The following is a 22,466-nucleotide window of genomic DNA, read 5'->3' as shown; positions in this document are numbered from 1 at the left end:
GTTACCCCGAGGTACGGCAGATGAACAGGGGCGATACGAGGTTTCCCCCGTACCGCCCCAAGCCGGCCCCACTCAGGGGCTCACTCCCACTCGATGGTGCCCGGGGGCTTGCTGGTGACGTCCAGCACGACGCGGTTGACGTCGGCGACCTCGTTGGTGATGCGGGTGGAGATGCGGGCCAGCACCTCGTACGGCAGCCGTGACCAGTCGGCGGTCATGGCGTCCTCGCTGGAGACCGGGCGCAGCACGATCGGGTGACCGTAGGTGCGCCCGTCGCCCTGGACGCCCACGGAGCGGACGTCGGCGAGCAGGACCACCGGGCACTGCCAGATGTCGCGGTCGAGGCCGGCCGCGGTGAGCTCCTCGCGGGCGATGGCGTCGGCGTCGCGCAGCAGATCCAGACGCTCCTTGGTGACCTCGCCGACGATGCGGATGCCGAGCCCCGGGCCCGGGAAGGGCTGGCGCTGGACGATCTCCTCCGGCAGGCCGAGCTCCTGGCCGACCATGCGGACCTCGTCCTTGAACAGCTTGCGCAGCGGCTCGACGAGCTGGAACTGCAGGTCCTCGGGGAGGCCGCCCACATTGTGGTGGGACTTGATGTTGGCGGTGCCGGTGCCGCCGCCGGACTCCACGACGTCCGGGTAGAGGGTGCCCTGCACCAGGAACTCCACCGACTCGCCGTGCGCGCCGGCCTCGGCGACGATCTCGCTCGCGGCCTGCTCGAAGACCCGGATGAACTCCCGGCCGATGATCTTGCGCTTCTCCTCGGGGTCGGAGACCCCGGCGAGCGCGGCGAGGAAGCGCTCCTCGGCGTCGACGACCTTCAGCTGCACGCCGGTGGCCGCGACGAAGTCCTTCTCGACCTGCTCGGACTCGCCCTTGCGCATCAGGCCGTGGTCCACGTAGACGCAGGTCAGCTTCTCCCCGATGGCCTTGTTGACCAGGGCCGCGGCGACCGCGGAGTCCACGCCGCCGGACAGGCCGCAGATCGCGCGCTTGTCGCCGACCTGGGCGCGGATCGCGGCGACCTGCTCCTCGACCACGTTGTGCGTGGTCCAGTTCGGCGCGATGCCCGCGCCCCGGTACAGGAAGTGCTCCAGCACCTGCTGGCCGTGCTCGGAGTGCAGGACCTCGGGGTGGTACTGGACGCCGTAGAGCTTCTTCTCGTCGTTCTCGAAGGCGGCGACGGGCACGAGGTCGGTGGTCGCGGTGACGGCGAAGCCCTCGGGGGCGGCGGAGCAGGTGTCACCGTGCGACATCCACACGGAATGCTCGGCCGGGGTGCCCTCGAAGAGCGTCGAGCCGGTCTTGCCCACGTGCAGCGGCGTACGTCCGTACTCGCGGGCACCGGTGTTGTCGACCGCGCCGCCGAGGGTGATCGCCATCAGCTGGAAGCCGTAGCACATGCCGAAGACCGGGACGCCCGCCTCGAACAGGGCGCGGTCCAGGCGCGGGGCGTGCTCGGCGTAGACCGAGGACGGCCCGCCGGACAGGATGATCGCGGCCGGTCGCTTGGCCAGCATCTCCTGGACCGGCATGGTGCTCGGCACGATCTCGCTGTAGACCCGCGCCTCACGGACACGGCGGGCGATGAGCTGGGCGTACTGCGCCCCGAAGTCGACGACGAGAACGGTGTCGGGGGCGGCTGGGGTCGCTGATGCCACGGTGGGCCTTCCGGCGGGTCGAACGTGGGGTCCCTGCCGATTCTACCGGGGCGCACGGCTTTACTTCCCCGCCCCGAGGAGTCACACTGTCCGCCATGTTCAGCAGCACGCACTTCGCGTTTACCTATGGCACCGGCTGGTCCGGCTGCCATGGTCGTGCTGTCTGATCGCGGAAACGCATTCCAGACGTCACCAGGCGCCCCGGGCCACTCGGCCCGGGGCGCCTGGCGTATGCCTCCCCGGGCGGGCCGGGAGCCTCGACCCCCGAGGAGAGACCCATGAGCAGCACGGCAGCCCGCTCCGGGCAGGAGCGGCCCGGGCAGGAGCGGCCCGGGCAGGAGCGACCCGAGCAGGAGCGACCCGAGCAGGAGCGACCCGAGCAGGAGCGACCCGAGCAGGAGCGCACCGCCGAGACCGTGATCGCCGGGGCGCGGCAGCGCATCGACGACCTCGACGCCCGGATCATCGCGCTGATCCGGGAAAGGATGACGGTCTCGGCCGGTATCCAGCGGGCCCGGATCGAGTCCGGCGGCCGCCGGGTACACCTGGCACGCGAGATGGAGATCCTCGGCCGCTTCCGGGGTGAGCTGGGCAAGCCCGGCACCGGGCTGGCGATGACCCTGCTGGAGCTGTGCCGCGGCCGCGCCTGAGGCGGGCGGGCGACGGCACCCCCGGAGGCACGATGTGACCCGTTCGGGGGGCATCACCCGTACGGCACGTGACCGCCTCCGGGCGCCTTCGTTGAACGCGGTGTCCGTGCCAGCCAGGCGCGGTCACCTTGGGCCAGGGGTAGCAGGAACAGCACGCATAACAGACGTCGAAAAGCAGGACACCACGCGTGGACACCGCTCAGACGCAGCTGGGCGGGGTGGCACCGGAACGATGAGGCGCGCCCGCGCCTAGTGGAAGCAGCGCGGGCCGCCGTGGGACCTCGTTCCGGTGGATGTGACCGGACGGCAGGGGACAGCAGCCCGGTCACGACTCGAAAGTGGCGGTCGGCTCCGGGGACGCCGGGGGCCGGCCGCTCTGCGAGGAACACACTACTCATTTCGCGGCACTTGGGCAGGTATCCGCCCCACGATCGAGTGAGTCGCCGTCCGCCTCCGGGGGACGAGGGCGGCCGGGTCAGGACTTGGGCGGCACCGGCGGGACCGGGAGCAGCGGCAGGCGCAGGGCGCCGAAGGCGTCCTCGGGGACGACGGGCCGCATCGGCTCGACCGGAGTGACCCGGCGGTAGGCCTCGCCCTGGGCCGGACGCGGGTCCGCCTCGCCCTTGTTGGGCCACAGCGACATCGCCCGTTCCGCCTGTGCGGTGATGGTCAGCGACGGGTTGACGCCGAGGTTCGCCGACACGGCTGCGCCGTCCACCACATGGATGCCCGGGTGCCCGAACAGCCGGTGGTACGGGTCGATGACGCCGTGCTCCGCGTCCTCGCCGATCGCGCAGCCGCCCAGGAAGTGCGCGGTGAGCGGGGTGCCCATCAACTCGCCGACGTTGCTGCCCGCGAAGCCGTTGATCTCCTCGGCCAGCAGCCGGGCCGCCTCGGCGCCCTCGGGGATGAAGTCCGGGTTGGGCGCGCCGTGCCCCTGACGGGCGGTGAGCAGGCCCTTCCCCAGCCCCTTGGGCTTGCGGTAGGTGGTCAGCGAGTTGTCCAGGGACTGCATGACCAGGCCGATGATGGTGCGCTCCGACCAGCGGCGGTTGGACAGCGAGCGCATCAGCAGCACCGGGTGGCGGACGCAGTGCGCCAGATAGGCCAGGCCGCGCGGCAGTTTCGTGCCGTGCGGGACCTGCAGGATGGACAGGCCGCCCATCGAGTTGGAGCCCTTGCCGTAGCGGACCGGCTCGATGTGGGTGTTGTCGTTCGGGTGGATCGAGGACGTGATGGCCACGCCCCGCGTGAAGTCCACCCGCTTCTCGCCCGTCCGCCTGCGGTAGCGGCGGCTGTCGGTCTGCGCGCCCACCAGGGCCTCGGAGTTGGTACGGGTCAGCTCGCCGAGCCGCGCCGAGACACCGGGCAGCCGGCCCGCGTCGCGCATGCGGTGGAGCAGCGTCTGTGTGCCGTAGGTGCCGGCCGCGACGACCACGTACCGGGCGCGCAGGACGCGGGGGGCGGCCTTGCGGCGGTCGGTGGGGACGACGGAGACGTCGTGGCCGCCCTCCGCGTTCTCCGCCAGCGCGGTCACCGTGGTCATCGGGTGGATCACGGCGCCCGCCTTCTCGGCGAGGTACAGGTAGTTCTCGTTGAGGGTGTTCTTGGCGCCGTGCCGGCAGCCGGTCATGCACTCCCCGCACTCGGTGCAGGCCCGCCGGGACGGGCCCGTGCCGCCGAAGTACGGGTCGGGCACCTCGCCGCCGGGCGCGGCCTTGGCGTCACCTCCGGCGTCCTGACCGTCCCCGAAGAACACCCCGACCGGCGCCATGTGGAAGGAGTCGCCGACGCCCATCTTCTCGGCGGCGGCCTTGAGGTGGACGTCGGAGGGGGTCATCGTCGGGTTGAGGCGTACGCCCAGCATCCGCTTGGCCTGGTCGTAGTACGGCGCGAGCTCTTCCCGCCAGTCGGTGATGCGGCCCCACTGGCGGTCCTCGAAGAACGCCTTCGGCGGCACGTAGAGGGTGTTGGCGTAGTTGAGCGATCCGCCGCCGACCCCCGCGCCCGCCAGGATCATGACGTTGTCGAGCAGGTGGATGCGCTGGATCCCGTACAGCCCGAAGGCCGGGGCCCACAGATAGTCCTTGAGGTGCCAGGAATTCTTCGGCAGGGACTCGCGGGTCCAGCGGCGGCCCGCCTCCATGACGCCGACCTTCCAGCCCTTCTCGGTCAGGCGCAGCGCGGAGACGGCCCCGCCGAAGCCGGACCCGATCACGATCACGTCGTAGTCGTAGGACATCGGCGCACCTTCCATCAGCGGAGCCTCAGCGCCTTCATCGCGCGCAGGCTGCGGCTCATGAAGGCCGCGTACGCCGCGTCGTCCATGCCCAGGGACGGGGCCATCGGCAGCAGTCGCTGGGTGGCCACGGTCTGCGCCTCGGTGTACTTCAGGATGCCCTCGGAGCCGTGCCGGCGGCCGAGTCCGGAGTCCTTCATGCCGCCCATCGGGGAGCGCACGCTGCCGTAGGCGGACGAGTAGCCCTCGTTGACGTTGACGGTGCCGCTGCGCAGGCGGGCGGCGATGCGGGCGCCGCGGCGGGCGTCCTTGGTCCACACGCTGGAGTTGAGGCCGTAGGGCGTGGCGTTGGCGCGCTCGACGGCCTCGTCCTCGTCGGTGAAGCGGTAGACGGAGACGACCGGGCCGAAGGTCTCCTCGGTGCAGACCGCCATCGGCGCCTCCACGCCGTCCAGGACCGTCGGCTCGAAGAAGAACGGGCCGACGTCGGGACGCGGCCGGCCCCCGGCGAGGACGGTCGCGCCCTTGGCGACGGCCTCCTCGACGTGCCGGGTGACGGTCTCCAGCTGGCGTTCGCCGGCCAGCGAGCCCATCCCGGCGCCGTAGGCGAGGCCCGTGCCGAGCTTGAGGGCGCGGGTGCGGGCGGTGAAGCGCTCCAGGAAGGCGTCGGCGACCGACGCGTGGACGAAGAGCCGCTCGATGGAGATGCACAACTGCCCGGCGGAGGAGAAGCAGGCGCGGACCGCGCCTTCGGCCGCCTTGTCCAGGTCGGCGTCCTCCAGCACCAACAGCGCGTTCTTGCCGCCCAGTTCGAGGGAGACGCCGATCAGGCGGGCGGCGGCGCGGGTCGCGACGTCGCGGCCGGTGCGGGTCGAGCCGGTGAACGACACGTAGTCGGCGTGCTCGACCACGGCCGGGCCGACGACCGGGCCCTCACCGATCACGATCTGCCAGACGTCGGCCGGCAGCCCGGCCTCGATCAGCTGCTCGCGCGCCCACAGGGCGGTCAGCGCGGTCTCGGTGTCGGGCTTCATGACCACGGCGTTGCCCGCGGCGAAGGCCGGCAGCGCGTCGCCGATGGACAGCTCCAGGGGGTAGTTCCAGGGGGCGATCTGCCCGACCACGCCGCGCGGGTGGCGCAGTTCGCTGACCTTGGTCAGCACCGGGATCGCGCCCGTGTGCCGCTTGGGGCGCAGGTAGGAGGGGGCCTTGAGCCCGTAGTGGCGGGCGGCGACGGCGACGGCCTGCACCTCCTCGTGCGCGTGCAGCCGCGTCTTGCCGGTCTCCAGCTGGATGAGGTCCAGCACCTCGGCCTGCCGGCGCAGGACGAGGTCGTGGAACCGCAGCAGCACCGCGGCGCGCTTGCGGACCGGGGTGGCCGCCCACGCCCGCTGCGCCTCCCGGGCCCGCTCGTACGCCGCCGCCACGTCCTGCGGCGTCGACTCGGGCAGCTCCGCCAGCGTCTCGCCGGTCATCGGCGTGTGGTTCACGGTGCGGCCGCTGCCGCCCACGCCCCGCGTGAGCCGTGCGACCAGGTCGGGGGTCACCACGTCGGCGGCCGTCCTGGTACCGGCGGGGGCGACCGGGTTGCCGTCGCCGGCCGGACCGGCGGGACCACTTGGGGGGAAGTCCGTCATGGCGGGAGAGTACGGCGGGACGACACCGCGTGCATACCCGTCAGTAGCTACTTTTCACAATTACGCCAGCAAAAGCTGGCAGAAACGCCTCAGGGAGCCCCGGGACGGAAGGACGCGCGGGCGGCGTCGAAGTAGGCGCGCCCCTGCTCGGCACGGTGCAGGGGCGAGGAGACCCAGACGTCGTAGAGTCGGCCGCCCTGCTCCCAGCACAGGTCGAAGGTGCGCCGGGGCTCGCCCGCGGAGAAGCCGTCCCAGGTGAACTCCCACAGCGCCGCGGGGTGCCCGTCCTGCGTGGTGGGGGTGACGAAGCCGTCGCGGTAGCCGCTGTACGCGGCGGGTCCGGCCGCGTCCTGGGCGCGCATGACCGCCTCCGGGCCCTGCGCCCCGGGGGTCTGCGTACGGATGCCGAGGCGGAACTCCTTGCCCGCGGAGTAGTAGTAGACCCGGGGCGGCTCGTCGGAGCGGTGGAAACCGTCGGGTACCGCCAGGGAGAAGCCCGCGGGGTCGGCGACCTGGTGGAAGCCCGCGGGTGGCACGGCAGGCACGGATCCCGCCGGCGCCGTTGACGCCGCCGGGTCCCCCGGCACCGCCCGCGGGGTCCCGGCGGAGGAGGCGGGCGGGGCGGAGCGCGGCGCCGCACCCTGCGCGCCGGTCCGTTCCTGCGGAAGGAGGGTCGCCGCAGCCACGCCCGCCGCCGCCAGCAGGGCCACCGATACCGCCGCCACCGGCAGCAGCGCGCGCCGGCGCCGCCTGCCGGTCTGCGGCACCGCGTCCTGCGGCTGGGCGGCGGGCGGCTCCCCCGATTCCGCGTACGCCCGCAGCCGTGCCTCCGTGGTCTCCGCGTCGGGCCGCCGCTCCGGCTCGCGCTGCAGCAGGGCCTCGACGACCGGCAGCAGCGGCCCGGTCCGCTCCGGGGGCCGGATCTCCTCGAAGACGACCGCGTGCAGCACCTCGCCCAGCGAGTCGCGACGGAACGGGGAGCGCCCGAGGACCGCCGCGCACAACAGCACGCCCAGCGACCACAGGTCGGAGGCGGGCCCGGCGGACTGCCCCGACATCCGCTCGGGCGCGGTGTACTCCGGCGAGCCGACGAAGTCGCCGGAGCCGGTCAGCGTGGTCGCGCCGTCCACCCGCGCGATGCCGAAGTCGGTCAGCACGACCCGCCCGGTCCCGCGCTCGATCAGGACGTTGCCGGGCTTGATGTCCCGGTGCAGGACGCCCGCCGCGTGCGCGGCCCGCAGCGCGCCGGTGACGGCGGCCCCGATCCGGGCGGCCTCACGCGGCGCGACGGGTCCGTCCTGGGCGAGGACGTCGGCCAGCGAGCGACCGTCGACGAGTTCCATGACGATCCACGGGCGGCCGTCCTCCTCGACCACGTCGTAGAGGACGATCACATGCGGATGCCGTATCTGCGCGACCGTGCGCGCCTCGCGCAGCGCCCGCTCCCGGTCGCCCTCGGCGTGCAGTTCCTTGACCGCCACCTGACGGCCCAGCAGCCGGTCCTCGGCCCGCCACACCGTGCCCGTGCCGCCTCGGCCCAGCCGCCCGGTGATCCGGTAGCGGCCCGCGACCAGCGGCCCCCCGTCGCTCGACATGGCCACATCATGCCCCATGGTCAGGACCCGGGTTCGGCCCGCCAGGTCTGCAGCGCGACCTGGAATCGGGCGAGGGAGGCGGGCCAGTCGGCGGCCGGGGCGCCCATGTAGATCGCGTACTCGGTGCCGTCCGTGGCGCGGTACGCCTGGTCGACGGCACGGCGCGGCCCGGGGTTCTCCTTCTCCGCGGTCCAGGTGAACTCCCACAGCGCGCCGTCGCCCTCGCGGTAGACGTTCTGGTGCAGCCGCACGCGGGTGTAGCGGGGCAGCGCGCGGACGTCCTGTTCGAGCGCGAGCAGGTGCATGTACGGGTTGGGGTCCGCCGGGTGGCTCTCGATCCCGATGCGCAGGCGGTGCGCGCCGTTGTCGGGCGTGTAGTCGATCTGGTCGCCGTCCAACTGCCGCTTCCAGCCGCGCGGTACGGCCACGCTGAACCCGGCCGGGTCGGTGACGCGCTCGTAGCCGGCGGGGACCCCGGCGTTCGTGTCGCCGCCCCGGTCGCGCAGCACGGCCGCGACGACCGCCGCGGCCGCGAGCAGCGCGACCGCGACCGACACGGCGACCGCGGTGACGGCGGTGCGCCGCCCGCGGGGACGGCTGTGGTGCGGCTCGCCCGCGGCGACGACGGCCAGGGTGGTGGCGAGTTGCCCGGCGGGCGTCCGCGCGGCCGGTTCCTTCTGGAGCAGGCCCGTGATCACCGGTCGCAGCGGTCCGGCGGTGCGGGGCTCGGGCAGTTCCTCGTACACCACCGCCTGGAGCGTGCCGATCGGCGAGGTGCGGCGGAACGGGGAGCGGCCCTCGACCGCGGTGTAGAGCGTCGCGCCCAGCGACCACAGGTCGGACTCGGGTCCCGGCCGGCCGCCGCGGGCCCGTTCGGGGGCCAGGTAGTCGACGGAACCGACGAGTTCGCCGGTGCGCGTGATGGCCGCGTCGCCCTCGACGACGGCGATGCCGAAGTCCGAGAGCAGCACCCGGCCGTCGCGGGCGAGCAGCACATTGGCCGGTTTCACGTCACGGTGCAGGACCCCCGCGGCGTGCGCGGCGCGCAGCGCGTCGAGGACGGCGGCGCCGACCCGGGCCGCCTCGCGCGGCGGCAGCGGGCCGTCCTTGCGGACCGCCTCCTCCAGGGAGCGTCCGTCGACGAGCTCCATGACGATCCACGGGCGGCCGTCCTGCTCGACGACGTCGTGGACGGTGACCACGCCCGGGTGGTTGATCCGGGCCGCCGCACGGGCCTCCTGCTGCATGCGGGTCTGGAGCACCGCCCGGTCCTCCTCGGCCAGATGGGCGCCGAGGGTCAGCTCCTTGACCGCGACGGTGCGGCGCAGCACGACGTCCTGGGCCTCCCACACCCGGCCCATGCCGCCGCTGCCGATCAGGTCGCCCAGCCGGTACCGCCCGGCCAGCACGCTGCCGCTGCCACTTGCGCTTCCGATCATTCCCCTGCCCCCACGGCCTGTCCGACGCCCGTCCGCCCCATTCGGTTCCGGCCCCCGCTCCGCGCGTGGGACCGGCACGGACGGGTCAGGTGCCGTAGGTCTCCGCCGCCTTCTCGAAGTACCGCTTGACGTCCGAGCGGCGGTTGTCCGGGCCGACGACCAGCACGACGTGGTACCTGCCGTCCCGGATCATGACCAGGTTGCGCGCGAAGAGCTGCCGCCCGGAGGCGTCACTCCAGCTGAACTCCCCCTCCGCCGCGGCGATTCCCCCCATGTCGAGACGGCGCAGCCCGGAGGCCGAGGACCATCCGGAGGCGCGGAAGCCGGCCAGCTCCGGCTCGTCGTTCTGGTACGCCATGGGGTCGCCGCCCTTGGCGGTGGCCGAGTCGCGGCCGGGGACGACGAGCAACTGGTAGTCCCCGCCGCTGTAGCGGACCTGGCCGTCGCCGTTTTTGCCGCTGCGCTGCCAGCCGTTGGGCACGGCCAGCCGGAAGCCCTCGGCGTCGGTGCGCAGCTGGAAATCGCCGCCGAGCCCGGTGGTCACCGTGTTGTCGGGAGGCGTGGCACGGGTGGGCGGCGCGCTGCTCGCCGGCGCCTTGCCCGTCGGCGCGCCGCTCCCCGGGGTGCGCGAGGACGGGGTCTTCGAGGGCGGGGCCTTCGAGCCCTGTGGCTTGTCGTCGCCGCCGGGCACCTGCGCGGGCAGCGTACGGGAGGCGCCCGCGCTGCCCTCGTCGGTCGTGCCACCGGCGCGCGGCAGGAAGACCACGGCGTAGACCACGGCGGCGGCCAGCAGCGCCAGGACCAGGGCGACGAGCATCAACCCGAGCGTGCGCGGCCCCCGTTGGGTCCGCTTGCGTTCCCTGGACCGCTTGTGGCGGCCGTGGGCGAGGGGCACCGGCACCGGATCGGCGGCGGCCTTGCGGCGGCGGACGAGTTCGCCCCGGCGCCGCACGATCGGCAGCTTGTGCGGGTCGTCGGCGGGCACCGGCACGGTGCGCAGCCCCAGATCAGGCTCAGGGGCGGAGCGCACCAGGGAGCGCAGCCAGCCGCGCAGTTCCTCCACGTCCGGGCGTTCCTCGGGGTCCTGCCGCAGCAGGGACTCCACGACCGGCCGCAGCGGGCCGCACTCCTCCGCGAACGCGGGCGGCTCGGCGACGACGAGCTGCACCAGCTCGGTGGTGGACTCCTCCGGGAACGGCGGGTGACCCTGCACGCTGCGGAAGAGCAGCGAGCCCAGCGCCCACAGGTCGGCGGCGGGGCCGACCGGCGGGGCCAGCTGCCAGTTCTCGTGGACCTCGGTGGCCTGCTCCGGTGCCCAGCGTTCGGTGACCGGGCCGACCACGGTGAGCCGGGCCTGCCGGGCGCGCTCCAGCTCCAGTACGGAGTGCGGTCCCTCCCAGCTGCCGCCGCCCGCCTCCTCGCCGCCCCCGGCGAGCGCGGGCACCGGCAGCGTGTTGTAGCCGCACAGCGCCTCCTGGGCGGCGCCGACCGCCAGGCCCGACAGCATCGCCCGGCCGTCGTCGCAGACCAGCACGGTGCCGGCGGTGACATTGCGGTGGGTCCAGCCATGGGCGTGCAGCACGCGCAGCGCGGTCAGCACGTCGTTGCCGACCTCGGCGGCGCGGAACGGGCTCAGCTTCTTGTCGGCCAGGAGCGCGGCGAGCGGGCGCGCGGACACCAGCTCGCTCACTATCCAGACGCTGCCGTCCTCGACGAAGATGTCGAAGACCTGCACCAGCCGGGGGTGATCGGGTATCGCGGCCGCCGCGCGGGCGGCCTCCAGCGCCCGGCGCGCGGTGTCGCCGCCGTCGCCGCGGTACGGCTCCGGTTCGGCGCCGACGACCTCCGGCAGCAGCACCTGGCGTATCAGCACCTCCTGGCCGCTGTAGGTGTCGTACGCCCGGGTCTCCACCAGTTCGTACTCGTCGGCGGGCGGCCGCGGCAGGCGGTAGCGGCCGGCCAGTATCCGTCCCGCGTAGTCGTCCACGACGCCTCCCCAAAGCGTCAGATCCGATCCGATCTGGATGCGGACAGTCCGCAATGACTCACGATACGTGCTGGAGCAGTGTCACTTGGCCGGTTTGAAGGTGTTGTACAGAGCGGCGAGCATCGCCTTGGTCTCCGGGCTGTTCCATTCGGCGTCCGGGGCCGTGAAGAGGATGGCGTAACCGTGCTTGTCGTCGGTGACGAAACCGCGGTTGACCGCCCGCATCTTGGTGCCGCCGGAGGTGAAGGTGAACGTCCAGTCGGCGACGGTGCGATAGCCGCGCCACGCGATGGGATCGATGGAGATCCGCTGGTAGCCGGGGTAGTAGCGCCGGCTGTTCGGCTCCTGGTTGCGCCACGCCTCGGCAGCGTCCTTGCCGGGACGATCCGTCCAGTCGACCTGGACGCGCGGGCTGTGGCTCGCGTTGAATATCGTGCCGCTGCCGTAGCCGTTGCCCTTGCTGTTCCCCGCCCAGCCGGCGGGCAGCGCTATCGAGAAGTTGCCCTCGGGAGAGGTGTAGGCCTGCCAGCCGGACGGCACCGCGCCGGCGGAGTCGTCGGAGCCGCTGCCGGACCCCTTGCCGGACCCCTTGCCGGACCCCTTGCCGGACCCGGAGTTGTCGCCGGAGCCCTTGCCGGAGTTGTCGTCGTCCGCGTTCTTGCCCTTGTCGTCACCGGACGTGTCGTCGTCGCCCTTGTTGCCCTTGTCGTCCTGGACGCCGCCGTTGTCACCGGACTTGGTGCTCGGCGAGGCCGAGGAACCGGGGGACGCCCCGGAGCCCGTGCCGTCGTCGCCGCCGCCCGCGTAGACGCCGATGATCGTGCCGAGTACGGCGAGCACGATCGCGGCCGCCACGATCAGCAGGATCCGGCGGCGCCGCTCGTCCTGCAGGAAGGGCGGCAGGGTGAACGATGCCGCGGTGACCGCCGCCCGGGCCGGGGGCACCGGCACCGGCTCCGGCTTGGTCTTCGCCGCGCGCAGCGCGGCCTGGTCGGCGGCGGCCTCGCGGGTCGCGGGCGGCGCGTCGGTGGGGGTCGGCTGCGGGTCGGTGGGCAGCGCCATGGCGCGGGTGACATCGGGCGCCGGGGCGACGGGGGCGACCGGGGCGTTGACGATCCCGGTCAGCATCGGCCGCACGGCCGCGTCGTCGAGGCGCTTGTCGGGGTCCTTGTCCAGCAGCCCCTCGATCGCGCCGGCCAGCGGGCCGGCATTGGCGGGGGTCTTGAGCTGCTCGGTCATCACGGCGGTGAGGGTGGCGATGGCCGAGCCCCTGTCGTACGGCGGCCTGCCCTCCACGCACGCGTACAGCAGCGCGCCCAGCGACCACAGGTCGGCGGGGGGCCCGGGCTTCTGGCCGCGGGCCCGCTCGGGCGAGATGTAGGAGGGGGCGCCGACGAGCATGCCGGTGGAGGTGACCGACGGGTCGCCGTCGATCTGGGCGATGCCGAAGTCGCTGAGCACGACCCGGCCGTCCTGGGCGAGCAGCACGTTGGACGGCTTGACGTCGCGGTGGAGGATGCCCTCCTTGTGCGCGGCCCGCAGCACGTCCAGCACGGTCAGGCCCACCTCGGCGGCCCGCTTGGGCGTCAGCGGGCCGTCCTCGCGGATCGCGTCGGACAGCGAGCGGCCCTCGACCAGCTCCATCACGATCCAGGGGCGCTCGTCCTCCTCGACGACGTCGAAGACGGTGATCGCACCGGTGTTGCGGATGCGGGCGGTCGCCTTGGCCTCCCGCAGGGTGCGGGTGATCAGGCGGCGCTTCTCGTCCTCGTCGACGTTGCCCGGGAAGCGGAGCTCCTTGACGGCGACGGTGCGGCCCAGGGTCTCGTCCACAGCCCGCCAGACCGTGCCCATGCCGCCCTTGCCGAGCACGGCACCCAGCCGGTAGCGGCCGGCGAGGAGACGGTGGTCGGTGTCGGTGTCATGCGCCTGACCCATGAATTCCCTCTGCAGTCGCTGAAGATGAAGCTCCCTCATCGCCTGATTCCGGCGACCGCGGGATGGAGAGCTCCATCATCCCTGACAATGCCCCGTGGTCCCACCCCGGCTTGACCCTGTGCTAGTCGGTGAGTACGAGACCGGCCACCACGTTCTCGAACACTGGCCGGTAGGAGGCCCATTGGGCGTCCGGAGCGGAGAGGTAGACGGCGAACTCCCGTTGTCCCGGCTCGCCGAATCCGAGGTCGATCGCGCGGAACTTCCGTGCCTTGCCCTCCCAGGTGAACTCCCATACGGCGGCGGGCCGTCCACGCCACTGGGTGCTCTGCATGCGCAGCTGCTCGTAGCCGGGCAGCTTGGGGATCGTCTGCGCCTCTTCGTCCTTGAAGTGCTGAAGGGGGCTCGGCCCCGCGAAGTCCAGCGTGCCGATGCGCAGGCCGACCAGGCCGGTCGGGTCGACGTAGATGATCTGCTGGCCGTCGTCGCTGACCTGGCGCGTCCACCCGTCGGGAATGGGCAGGGAGAAGCCGCGGTCCGGTTCCTCGACGAGGTGGTAGCCGTCCGGAACCGGGGACGGGCTGTAGGAGGGGGACGGCGAGGAAGGCGCGGAGGTGGACGGCGTGCTCGGCGTCGCCGGCGGGGACGACGGGGACGACGCTCCGGGCGAACCCGCGGCGCTGCCGTGCGTACCGCCGAAGTTCTGGGCGGCGTACACCCCGCCCCCGGCGAGTGCGGCCACCAGCACACCGGCGGTGATCCACAGCGGGGCGCGCCGCCGCCGGGCGGGCGCGGGCGCGGGGGTCGGCACCGGGGCCGGGGCCGGGGGCTGCGGCTGGTACGGCGGCGCCGCGGCGGCCGCGGTGACGGGGGCGGTCTCGGCCCCGGCCACCGGGCGGAAGACCGTGGTCGGCCCGGTCAGCGGCTGCGGGTGGGCCAGCGCTTCCCGCTGCACACGGGCCGTCACGGGCTCGGCGGCCAGGACGCGCAGCATCCGCTCCGCCTCCTCCGCCGACAGCCGCCGCTCCGGCTCGCGGGCGAGCAGCCCGGCGATGACCGGGGCGAGCGCGCCCGCGCGGCCCGAGACGGGCACCTCGTCGGTGGCGATGGCGTACGCGGTCTCGATGGCGGTGTCCCGGCGGAACGGTGAACGTCCCTCCACCGCCTGGAACAGCGTCGCCCCCAGCGCCCACAGATCGGCCTCGGGACCGGGCACGCCGCCGGTGAGGCGTTCCGGCGCGAGGAAGTCGATCGACCCGATCAGCTCGCCGGTGCGGGTCAGCGTCGAAGTACCGGACGCCTGGGCGATGCCGAAGTCCGTCAGCACGATCCGGCCGGTTTCGGAGAGCAGCACGTTGCCGGGCTTGACGTCCCGGTGCAGCACGCCCGCGGCGTGCGCGGCGCGCAGGGCGGCGATCATGCCGCGGCCGATGCGGGCGGCCTCCTCGGGCGGGACCGGCCCGCGCTCCTTGAGCAGATCGCCGAGGGTGGTGGCGGGGACGTACTCCATCACGATCGACGGCAGTCCCTCGTCCTCCACCACGTCGTGGACCACGACGACATTGGGGTGGCTGATCCGCGCGGCGCTGCGCGCCTCGCGCCGGGTGCGCTCGAAGAGCGTCTCCAGTTCGTCGTCCTGCAGATGGGGCTGCGGCGGATGCAGCTTCTTGACGGCCACCGGGCGTCCGAGCAGTTCGTCCTCGGCCCGCCAGACGGTGCCCATGCCGCCGCGGCCTATCCGCTCGACGAGTCGGTACCGCCCGGCTACCAGGCGTCCGAGGTCGGACATCGCGCGCCCCTTCCTGCGACTTACCAGAAGGAACGATATCCGGCCCGGCCGCGGAGCCCGCAGGCGCAGTGGTCCAGGCCACTGCGGACGCCCGCGGGGCCGCGTTCCCGCGGGCTACGGCGGGCTACAGCGGGACGATGTCCGGGGCGCCCAGACGGGCGGCGTCGGCCGTCTGGTCGTCGGGCTGCCGCTGCGACTCCCGCTCCGCCTCCACCCGCTTCTGGTAGTGCTCGACCTCCTTCTCGACCTGCTCCTTGTCCCAGCCCAGCACGGGCGCCATGAGCTCCGCCGTCTCGCGGGCGCTGAGCGTGCCGCGGTCGAAGGTCTCGATGGAGATGCGGGTGCGGCGGGTGAGCACGTCGTCCAGATGGCGCGCGCCCTCGTGGGAGGCGGCGTAGACGACCTCGGCGCGCAGATAGTCGTCGGCGTTGGCCAGGGGACTGCCGAGGGACGGGTCGTCCTTGATCAGCTGCAGCACTTCCTCGGTGAGGCTGCCGTAACGGTTGAGCAGGTGCTCGATGCGCGCCACGTGCACGCCGGTGCTCTCCGCCATCCGCGCCCTGGCGTTCCACAGGGCGTGGTAGCCCTCGGCACCGGCCAGCGGGACCTCCTCCGTGCAGCACTGCGCGACCCGGCGGTCCAGCCCGTGCACCGCGGCATCCACGGCGTCCTTGGCCATCACCCGGTACGTGGTGTACTTGCCGCCCGCGACGACCACGAGCCCCGGCACGGGATGCGCCACGGTGTGCTCACGCGACAGCTTGCTGGTCGCCTCCGACTCACCGGCCAGCAGCGGCCGCAGCCCGGCGTACACGCCCTCGACGTCGTCGCGGGTGAGCGGCACCGCGAGCACCGAGTTCACATGCTCCAGCAGATAGTCGATGTCGGCGCTGGACGCGGCCGGGTGCGCCTTGTCCAGGGACCAGTCGGTGTCGGTGGTGCCGACGATCCAGTGCCGGCCCCACGGGATCACGAAGAGCACGCTCTTCTCGGTGCGCAGGATCAGCCCGGTCGAGGAGTGGATGCGGTCCTTCGGCACGACCAGGTGGATCCCCTTGGACGCGCGGACATGGAACTGCCCGCGCTCGCCTATCAGCGCCTGCGTGTCGTCCGTCCACACCCCGGTTGCGTTCACGATCTGCCGGGCCCGCACCTCGTAGACGCCGCCGCCCTCGACGTCCTCGACCCGGGCGCCGACGACGCGTTCGCCCTCGCGCAGGAAGCCGATCACCCGGGCCCGGTTCGCGGCGAGCGCGCCGTAGCCGACGGCCGTTTTGACCAGCGTCATCGTGTAGCGGGCGTCGTCCATCTGCGCGTCGTAGTACTGCAGCGCCCCGACCAGGGAGTCCTTGCGCAGGCACGGCGCCACGCGCAGCGCCCCCTTGCGGGACAGATGCCGGTGGTGCGGCAGGCCGCGGCTGTGGCCCGACGACAGCGCCATCGTGTCGTACAGCGTCACGCCCGCCCCCGCGTAGAAGCGCTCCCAGCCGCGGTGCTGGAGGGGATAGAGGAAGGGCACCGGCTTGACCAGGTGCGGGGCCAGCCGCTGGATGAGCAGCCCGCGCTCCTTCAGGGCCTCCCGGACGAGGGCGAAGTCCAGCATCTCCAGATAGCGCAGGCCGCCGTGGATCAGCTTGCTCGACCGGCTCGACGTCCCCGACGCCCAGTCCCGCGCCTCCACCAGCCCGGTCGCGAGGCCGCGGGTCACCGCGTCCAGCGCCGTCCCCGAGCCGACGACGCCGCCGCCGACCACGAGCACGTCCAGTTCCTGTTCCGCCATTCGGGCGAGCGCGGAGGCGCGCTCCGCCGGTCCCAATGTCGCCGTCAGCATCCGAGCCTCCCGTGATGACGCCAGGTCGCGCCTCAGCGCATTCCCCGTCCTCACGATCGTTACCCGCGCTGCGCGGTGCGGCTACCTGTGCGGGGGTTCCTTCCCGCCCTCCCGCCCGTGTGCCCGGCGCGGTCTGGCACCCCGGCGCCCGTTTCGTGGGGTGCCGGGTGCAGGGCCTCCGGGGCTGGCCATTCTGGACAGCACATTTACGTGCGTTTCCAGCGCTTTCTCACTCGCGTCCCGGGTGCCGCACACAAATATGCTCCACAGTCCAGAACACCCACCCCTACGCCCCCGCCCCCTCCGTAGTAGCAAGCGCCTGATCCCCAGTGGGGGGTGGAAGGCAGCCATGGCGCGCGCCCACGGTTGGTGCAGCGGCACATCAGCCGCCCAGCCGACATCCCCCGCGGGCCGCTGGCCCGGCCGGGGGACGGGGAAAAACCTGGCCGGACCGCAAGGGCGGCGCCGCGTGGCGTGCGGTCATATCAGCTATCTGTCTGGTTAGCCTGATTTCGAGCTGTTTGGGTACCGCACGCAGCACCCCCGCGGCAGGACGCCGCAGGGCACCGCAGGAAGAGGACCCCATGCCCGCAGACCTCGCAGTCATCGGACTCGGCCATGCCGGCCTGCCCTTCGCGCAGGCGGCCTGCGCCGCCGGGATCGGGGTGATCGGGTACGACCCGGACGAGCGGGCCGTGGACGCGGTGAACGCCGGCCTGCGGGGTCCGTCCGGGGACCTCGCCGCGGCCGATGTGCGCAGGATGCTGGCCGCCGGCTTCCGGGCGACCGCCGACCCCGCCGCGCTGGGCCGGGTACGGACCGCCGTGATCTGCGCGCCGGTCACGGTCGGCGAGGACCGGGAGCTGGACCTGTCCGCCCTGGAGGAGGCAGGCCGCACGCTGGCCGCGCAGTTGCGCCCGCACACCACGGTGGTGCTGCAGTCGCCGGTGTACCCGGGCACGACGGAGGAGTTCCTGCGGCCGCTGCTGGAGAAGGGCTCGGGCCTGCGCGCGGGCCATGGCTTCCACCTCGCGTACTCCCCGGTCCGCGGCTTCGCCGGCCCCAAGGTGATCGGCGGCCTCACGCCCGCGTGCACGGAGGCCGCCGCAGCGTTCTACACCCGCTTCACCGAGCGGATCGTGCGGGCCAGGGGGCTGCGCGAGGCGGAGACCGTGCAACTGCTGGAGACCAACTACCGGCACGTCAACATCGCGCTCGCCAACGAGATGGCCGTCTTCTGCCATGACATCGGCGTCGACGTCTGGGACGTCATCCGCTGCGCCGAGACCCGCCCCTACGGTTTCCAGGCCTTCCGCCCGGGTCCCGGGGTCGGCGGCCACACGATGCCGCTCGACCCCAACCACCCGCCGTACCAGGGCCGCATGCGCGGCCATCCGCTGCGGCTGGTCGAGTACGCGCAGGAGGTCAACGCCCGCATGCCGCGCTACGTGGTGCAGCGTGCCGCCGCCCTGCTCAACGAGCACGGCAAGTCGCTGCGCGGCGCCCGCGTCCTGCTCCTCGGTGTGACGTACAAGCCCGACCTGCCGGACCAGGAGGGCGCCCCGGCCCGGGAGATCGGCGCCCGCCTGATCGAACTCGGCGCCCAGCTCAGCTACCACGACCCCTACGCCCCGGAATGGCGCGTCCTGGACCGCCCGGTCCCCCGCGCCGACTCGCTGTGGGAGGCCGCGGCCCACGCCGACCTGACGGTGCTCCTCCAGCACCACCGCACATACGACATGCAGGGCCTCGCCGCGAAGGCCCAGCTCATGCTGGACACCCGCGGCGCCACCCCGGTCGGCGCGGCCGCCCGGCTCTGACGGCCATCCGTGTCACTGAGCGTACGTGGGCGCCGAGAGACGGACCGCCCGCTCGGGAAGACGGACGCCGCAGTCGAGACGCACCCCCGCCGGGAGTTCGTTGTGCGGTCCCACGTGGGCGTGGTCACCGACCACGGCGTCGATGATGCTGGCGGCCGTGCCGACGACCGCCTCGCGTCCCACCACCGACCGCTGAACCAGCGCCCCGCCGCGGATACGCGCCCCGGGCAGGACCACGCTGCCCTCCACGATCGCCCCGGCTTCGACCTCGGCGCCCTCGCACACCGTCGTCCCCGCCGAGAGCACCGCCAGCGGGTCGACCCGCGCCCCCGGCAGCACGAGGGCATCTCCGGTCGGGCCGGGCAGCGCGGGTGAGTCCACGTGTCCGCGCACCAGATCAGCCGACCCGGTGACGAAGGCCGACGGCGTGCCGAGGTCCAGCCAGTACGTGCAGTCGACGACTCCGCGCAAGTGGGCGCCGGTTTCCAGCAGACCGGGGAACGTCTCGCGTTCGACGGACACGACCCGGCCCTCGGGAACGCCGTCGATGACCGAGCGCGTGAAGACGTAGCAGCCCGCGTTGATCTGATCGGTGACGATCTGCTCCGGCCGTTCCGGCTTCTCCAGGAACGCCTCGACGCGGCCGTGTGCGTCGGTGGTGACCAGCCCGTACGCCCGCGGATCCGCGACCCGGGTCAGGTGCAGGGTCACGTCTGCGCCGGACGCGCGGTGGCCGTCCCTGAGGGCCGCGATGTCCAGGCCGCTGAGGATGTCACCGTTGAAGACCAGCACCGGCTCGTCGGGCCCGCAGGTCAGATGGCGCGCGGCATTGCGGATCGCACCGCCGGTGCCCAGGGGCTCGGTCTCGGTGACGTAGACCAGCTCCAGGCCCAGCGCGGCCCCGTCGCCGTACTCCCGCTCGAAGAGTTCGGCCAGGTAGGACGTGGCGAAGACGACCCGGGTCACCCCCGCCGCCGCGGCGCGGGCCAGCTGATGGGTCAGCAACGGCACACCGGCGACGAGCAGCAGGGGCTTGGGGGTGTAGGTGCACAGCGGGTGCAGCCGGGTGCCTTTGCCACCGACGAGGAGAATGGCTTCGCTCATGGCGTCCGCACCCCCGCAGGTGTGACCGTCGATGCACCGGACGCCGGGTCCGTCATGTCTTCTCCCCAGGAAACGGTCAGGAAGGGGTCGGAGGGCACGGCCGGCGGAACGTGGTAGACAGGCGCCTCACCACGGGGGGCCGGGGCCGGCTCGCCGTCGTCGGAGGTTCGGAAGACCCACGTCCGGTACGACCAGAACCGGAAGAGGGTCGCGATGCCGATGCCGACGAATTTCCAGACGTTGTTGGCGAGGGTGCCGTCCCAGCCGAAGCCGTATGTGGTCGCGTAGAGCACGGAGTTCTCGATCACCAGGCCGACCGCGCTGAAGAAGAGGAAGAGACCGAGTTCCCGCCGCTGGCTGCTGCGGCCCTCCTGGCCGCGGTCCCGGTAGGTGAAGAACCGCAGGCCCAGGTAGTTGGTCATGATGGCGCAGACCGTCGCGAGGACACTCGCTCGTACGGTCTGCCACTGGGCGATGTCCTTGATGAGGTTGAAGATCGCGAGGTTGACCACGAACCCCGAGAGCCCCACCAAGCCGAACTTCGCTATCTCGCGGTACAGCGCGCCCAGCCGCGAAGGAAGCGCATGCCGTCCGCTCATCGTGAAGTCATGTCCGTTTCCTCCGCGGTCTCATGATCGTGCTCCTCGTACTCGTCGCCCCCGTGGGGCGCGGCTCAGCCCCGGCGGTTGCGCAGCCGCAGACGCAGCGGCACCAGCGCCGATTCGACCTGGGTCGCGAGGTTCATCTTGGAGACGCCCTCGGTGCGCTCCTCGAAACGGATCGGGATCTCCACGCCGTTGTGACCGGCACGCGCCGCCAGGAACTTCAGCTCCACCTGGAAGCTGTAGCCCGCGCTGTCCAGCGTCCGGAGATCCACGTCGCGCAGTGTCTGCGCCCGCCAGAGGTTGAAGCCGGCGGTGATGTCACGGATCTTGGTGTCCAGGATGGTCCGCGCGTACCGGTTGGCGAAGCGCGACAGCAACTGCCGGTGCTTGCCCCACTCCTCGTCCAGGGAGCCGCCGTCCACGTATCGGCTGCCGACGACGAACCCCGCCCCGGTGGCCAGCGCGGTGCCGAGCATCTGCGGGATGACATCGGCCGGGTGGCTGCCGTCGGCGTCCATCTGCACCACGAACTCCGCGCCCTCGTCGAGCGCGGCCAGCATGCCCGCGGTGTAGGCCTTGCCCAGACCGTCCTTGGTGGTCCGGTGCAGTACACTCATCCGCGGGTGGTAGCCGAACTCGTTGTACTTCTCAGCGAGTTGTTCGGCGAGTGCGCCCGTGCCGTCCGGACTCGAGTCGTCGACGATCTTCAGATGCAGACCGGGAAGCGGCAGTCGCATGACGATGTCGGCCATCCGCGGCAGATTCGCGGCCTCGTTGTACGTGGGCATCACGACCGTCAGCGGGACGTTCCCCCACGACGGCGGGAAGTGTGCGGTGTCCGGTGCGTTCACGGTCGCTCCTGTCTCGGGTGGGCCGGACGGCCCAATGCGTGGAAGTCCCAGCCGGCAGCGGCCCAGCGAGCGCCGTCCAGGGAGCCCCGGCCGTCGATGACCCGGGGGTGGGCGGTGAGGGGGGTCAGCTCGGCCGGATCCAACGCTCCGAACTGCGGCCACTCGGTGAGGTGCAGCACCGCGTCAGCACCGCGGACCGCATCCGGGACCGAGAGCGCGTACCCAAGCGTCGGGTACGCCTTGCGGGCGTTGTCCATGGCCTGCGGGTCGAAGACGGCGACCTCGGCGCCCTCCAGATGCACACGGGCCGCGATGTCCAGGGCGGGCGAATCCCGGATGTCGTCCGAGTCGGGCTTGAAGGCCGCGCCCAGCACGGCGACCCGCTTGCCCTGCAGGCTGCCGTCGCACAGTTCGCGCGCCAGCTCCACCGTCCGCTCACGGCGGCGCATGTTGATGGCGTCGACCTCGCGGAGGAAGGCCAGCGAGTGGCCAGTGCCCAGTTCCTCGGCACGCGCGGCGAAGGCACGGATGTCCTTGGGCAGGCAGCCTCCGCCGAACCCGATACCTGCCCGCAGGAAGCGGGCGCCGATCCGCTCGTCGTGGCCGATCGCACGGGCCAGCACCGAGACGTCCGCCCCGGAGGCCTCGCACACCTCGGCTATCGCGTTGATGAAGGAGATCTTGGTGGCGAGGAAGGCGTTGGCCGCCGTCTTCACCAGCTCAGCCGTTGGGAAGTCCGCGGTCACCACGGGTGTGCCGGCGTCGATCACCGACGCGTAGACCTCCCGCAGCAGCGCCTCGGCCGCGTCGGAACGTATACCGAGGACCAGCCGGTCCGGCCTGAGCGTGTCCTGCACGGCGAAGCCCTCACGCAGGAATTCCGGGTTCCAGGCGAGTTCGGCCTTGCCCTGCAGCCGCGCAGCAAGGCGCTCGGCGGTTCCGACCGGGACGGTGGACTTGCCGACGACCAGCGCCGGGGCGTCACCGAGGTGGGCGCACAAGCCGTCCACCACCGCGTCGACATACCGCAGGTCGGCCGCCCCGGAGTCCTTGCGCTGCGGAGTACCGACGCACACGAAGTGCACCTGCCCGAAAGCAGCCGCCTCCTCGTACGAGGTGGTGAAGCGCAGCCGCCCGGAGGCGGTGTGCCTGGCGAGCAGTTCCTCCAGGCCGGGCTCGTAGAAGGGCACCCGCCCGGCACGCAACGCGGCGATCTTTTCCGCATCGACGTCCACCCCGAGCACCTCGTGCCCCAGTTCCGCCATACAGGCGGCATGGGTGGCACCGAGATAACCGGTGCCGAAGACAGTGAGCCGCATA

General features: G+C 72.6%; 15 protein-coding genes. 2 read left to right on the top strand and 13 right to left on the bottom strand.

The window, feature by feature from the left end; all coding sequences use genetic code 11:
- Window positions 1–80: 80 nt before the first annotated feature.
- Window positions 81–1,664 carry a glutamine-hydrolyzing GMP synthase gene (gene guaA, locus ACFWVC_RS26790; RefSeq protein ID WP_384291380.1) on the bottom strand — a complete coding sequence of 528 codons (1,584 nt, stop codon included), beginning with the start codon at window positions 1,662–1,664 and terminating at the stop codon, window positions 81–83.
- A gap of 416 nt (window positions 1,665–2,080) precedes the next feature.
- Between guaA and ACFWVC_RS26785 the strand changes: the two genes are divergently transcribed.
- Window positions 2,081–2,314 carry a chorismate mutase gene (locus ACFWVC_RS26785; RefSeq protein WP_384291461.1) on the top strand — a complete coding sequence of 78 codons (234 nt, stop codon included), beginning with the start codon at window positions 2,081–2,083 and terminating at the stop codon, window positions 2,312–2,314.
- A 475-nt stretch (window positions 2,315–2,789) separates the two neighbouring features.
- Here ACFWVC_RS26785 and ACFWVC_RS26780 read toward each other — a convergent pair whose 3' ends face one another.
- The 8 genes from ACFWVC_RS26780 to ACFWVC_RS26745 all read right to left on the bottom strand — a co-directional run bounded on the left by ACFWVC_RS26780 (window position 2,790) and on the right by ACFWVC_RS26745 (window position 16,766).
- Window positions 2,790–4,556 (bottom strand): GMC oxidoreductase, encoded by a 1,767-nt coding sequence (locus tag ACFWVC_RS26780; protein ID WP_384291377.1) that lies wholly within the window; start codon window positions 4,554–4,556, stop codon window positions 2,790–2,792.
- 14 nt (window positions 4,557–4,570) lie between these two features.
- Window positions 4,571–6,190, bottom strand: a complete 1,620-nt coding sequence (locus tag ACFWVC_RS26775; RefSeq protein WP_384291375.1) for a succinic semialdehyde dehydrogenase — start codon at window positions 6,188–6,190, stop codon at window positions 4,571–4,573.
- Between the two features lie 89 nt (window positions 6,191–6,279).
- Entirely contained in the window at window positions 6,280–7,785 is a 1,506-nt protein-coding gene (locus tag ACFWVC_RS26770) for a protein kinase (protein ID WP_384291371.1), read from the bottom strand.
- Window positions 7,786–7,805: 20 nt separating this feature from the next.
- Window positions 7,806–9,224, bottom strand: coding sequence for a serine/threonine-protein kinase (locus ACFWVC_RS26765; RefSeq protein WP_384291368.1), 1,419 nt, complete (start codon window positions 9,222–9,224; stop codon window positions 7,806–7,808).
- Window positions 9,225–9,309: 85 nt separating this feature from the next.
- Window positions 9,310–11,211 carry a serine/threonine protein kinase gene (locus ACFWVC_RS26760; RefSeq protein ID WP_384291362.1) on the bottom strand — a complete coding sequence of 634 codons (1,902 nt, stop codon included), beginning with the start codon at window positions 11,209–11,211 and terminating at the stop codon, window positions 9,310–9,312.
- An 81-nt stretch (window positions 11,212–11,292) separates the two neighbouring features.
- Entirely contained in the window at window positions 11,293–13,149 is a 1,857-nt protein-coding gene (locus ACFWVC_RS26755; protein WP_384291357.1) for a protein kinase, read from the bottom strand.
- Between the two features lie 121 nt (window positions 13,150–13,270).
- The gene (locus ACFWVC_RS26750) at window positions 13,271–14,935 is read right to left on the bottom strand and encodes a protein kinase (protein ID WP_384291351.1); all 1,665 of its coding nucleotides are present in this window, start codon (window positions 14,933–14,935) and stop codon (window positions 13,271–13,273) included.
- A 124-nt stretch (window positions 14,936–15,059) separates the two neighbouring features.
- Window positions 15,060–16,766, bottom strand: coding sequence for a glycerol-3-phosphate dehydrogenase/oxidase (locus tag ACFWVC_RS26745; RefSeq protein ID WP_384291346.1), 1,707 nt, complete (start codon window positions 16,764–16,766; stop codon window positions 15,060–15,062).
- A 584-nt stretch (window positions 16,767–17,350) separates the two neighbouring features.
- On the opposite strand from ACFWVC_RS26745, the gene ACFWVC_RS26740 reads away from it, so the two are divergent.
- Window positions 17,351–18,586 carry a nucleotide sugar dehydrogenase gene (locus ACFWVC_RS26740; RefSeq protein ID WP_384291342.1) on the top strand — a complete coding sequence of 412 codons (1,236 nt, stop codon included), beginning with the start codon at window positions 17,351–17,353 and terminating at the stop codon, window positions 18,584–18,586.
- 12 nt (window positions 18,587–18,598) lie between these two features.
- Here the strand turns inward: ACFWVC_RS26740 and ACFWVC_RS26735 are convergent, their stop codons facing one another.
- The 4 genes from ACFWVC_RS26735 to ACFWVC_RS26720 all read right to left on the bottom strand — a co-directional run bounded on the left by ACFWVC_RS26735 (window position 18,599) and on the right by ACFWVC_RS26720 (window position 22,465).
- Window positions 18,599–19,690, bottom strand: coding sequence for a sugar phosphate nucleotidyltransferase (locus ACFWVC_RS26735; RefSeq protein ID WP_384291338.1), 1,092 nt, complete (start codon window positions 19,688–19,690; stop codon window positions 18,599–18,601).
- The gene (locus ACFWVC_RS26730) at window positions 19,687–20,289 is read right to left on the bottom strand and encodes a GtrA family protein (protein ID WP_384291334.1); all 603 of its coding nucleotides are present in this window, start codon (window positions 20,287–20,289) and stop codon (window positions 19,687–19,689) included. Before ACFWVC_RS26730 ends, ACFWVC_RS26735 begins: the two co-directional genes overlap by 4 nt.
- 74 nt (window positions 20,290–20,363) lie before the next feature.
- Window positions 20,364–21,083 carry a polyprenol monophosphomannose synthase gene (locus ACFWVC_RS26725; RefSeq protein ID WP_384291455.1) on the bottom strand — a complete coding sequence of 240 codons (720 nt, stop codon included), beginning with the start codon at window positions 21,081–21,083 and terminating at the stop codon, window positions 20,364–20,366.
- Window positions 21,084–21,142: 59 nt separating this feature from the next.
- Entirely contained in the window at window positions 21,143–22,465 is a 1,323-nt protein-coding gene (locus ACFWVC_RS26720; RefSeq protein ID WP_384291330.1) for a UDP-glucose dehydrogenase family protein, read from the bottom strand.
- Window position 22,466 lies beyond the last annotated feature (1 nt).

It is taken from the genome of Streptomyces sp. NPDC058691 (assembly GCF_042714775.1).
Taxonomy (GTDB): domain Bacteria; phylum Actinomycetota; class Actinomycetes; order Streptomycetales; family Streptomycetaceae; genus Actinacidiphila.
This window is presented reverse-complemented; position numbering and strand designations above follow the sequence as displayed.

Bases quoted from the DNA above. Each gene is read 5' to 3' on its own strand.
- ACFWVC_RS26780 (WP_384291377.1), bottom strand. From the start codon at position 4,556: ATGTCCTACGACTACGACGTGATCGTGATCGGGTCCGGCTTCGGCGGG.
- ACFWVC_RS26775 (WP_384291375.1), bottom strand. From the start codon at position 6,190: ATGACGGACTTCCCCCCAAGTGGTCCCGCCGGTCCGGCCGGCGACGGC.
- ACFWVC_RS26770 (WP_384291371.1), bottom strand. From the start codon at position 7,785: ATGTCGAGCGACGGGGGGCCGCTGGTCGCGGGCCGCTACCGGATCACC.
- ACFWVC_RS26765 (WP_384291368.1), bottom strand. From the start codon at position 9,224: ATGATCGGAAGCGCAAGTGGCAGCGGCAGCGTGCTGGCCGGGCGGTAC.
- ACFWVC_RS26755 (WP_384291357.1), bottom strand. From the start codon at position 13,149: ATGGGTCAGGCGCATGACACCGACACCGACCACCGTCTCCTCGCCGGC.
- ACFWVC_RS26750 (WP_384291351.1), bottom strand. From the start codon at position 14,935: ATGTCCGACCTCGGACGCCTGGTAGCCGGGCGGTACCGACTCGTCGAG.
- ACFWVC_RS26745 (WP_384291346.1), bottom strand. From the start codon at position 16,766: ATGCTGACGGCGACATTGGGACCGGCGGAGCGCGCCTCCGCGCTCGCC.
- ACFWVC_RS26740 (WP_384291342.1), top strand. From the start codon at position 17,351: ATGCCCGCAGACCTCGCAGTCATCGGACTCGGCCATGCCGGCCTGCCC.
- ACFWVC_RS26735 (WP_384291338.1), bottom strand. From the start codon at position 19,690: ATGAGCGAAGCCATTCTCCTCGTCGGTGGCAAAGGCACCCGGCTGCAC.
- ACFWVC_RS26730 (WP_384291334.1), bottom strand. From the start codon at position 20,289: ATGAGCGGACGGCATGCGCTTCCTTCGCGGCTGGGCGCGCTGTACCGC.
- ACFWVC_RS26725 (WP_384291455.1), bottom strand. From the start codon at position 21,083: ATGCCCACGTACAACGAGGCCGCGAATCTGCCGCGGATGGCCGACATC.
- ACFWVC_RS26720 (WP_384291330.1), bottom strand. From the start codon at position 22,465: ATGCGGCTCACTGTCTTCGGCACCGGTTATCTCGGTGCCACCCATGCC.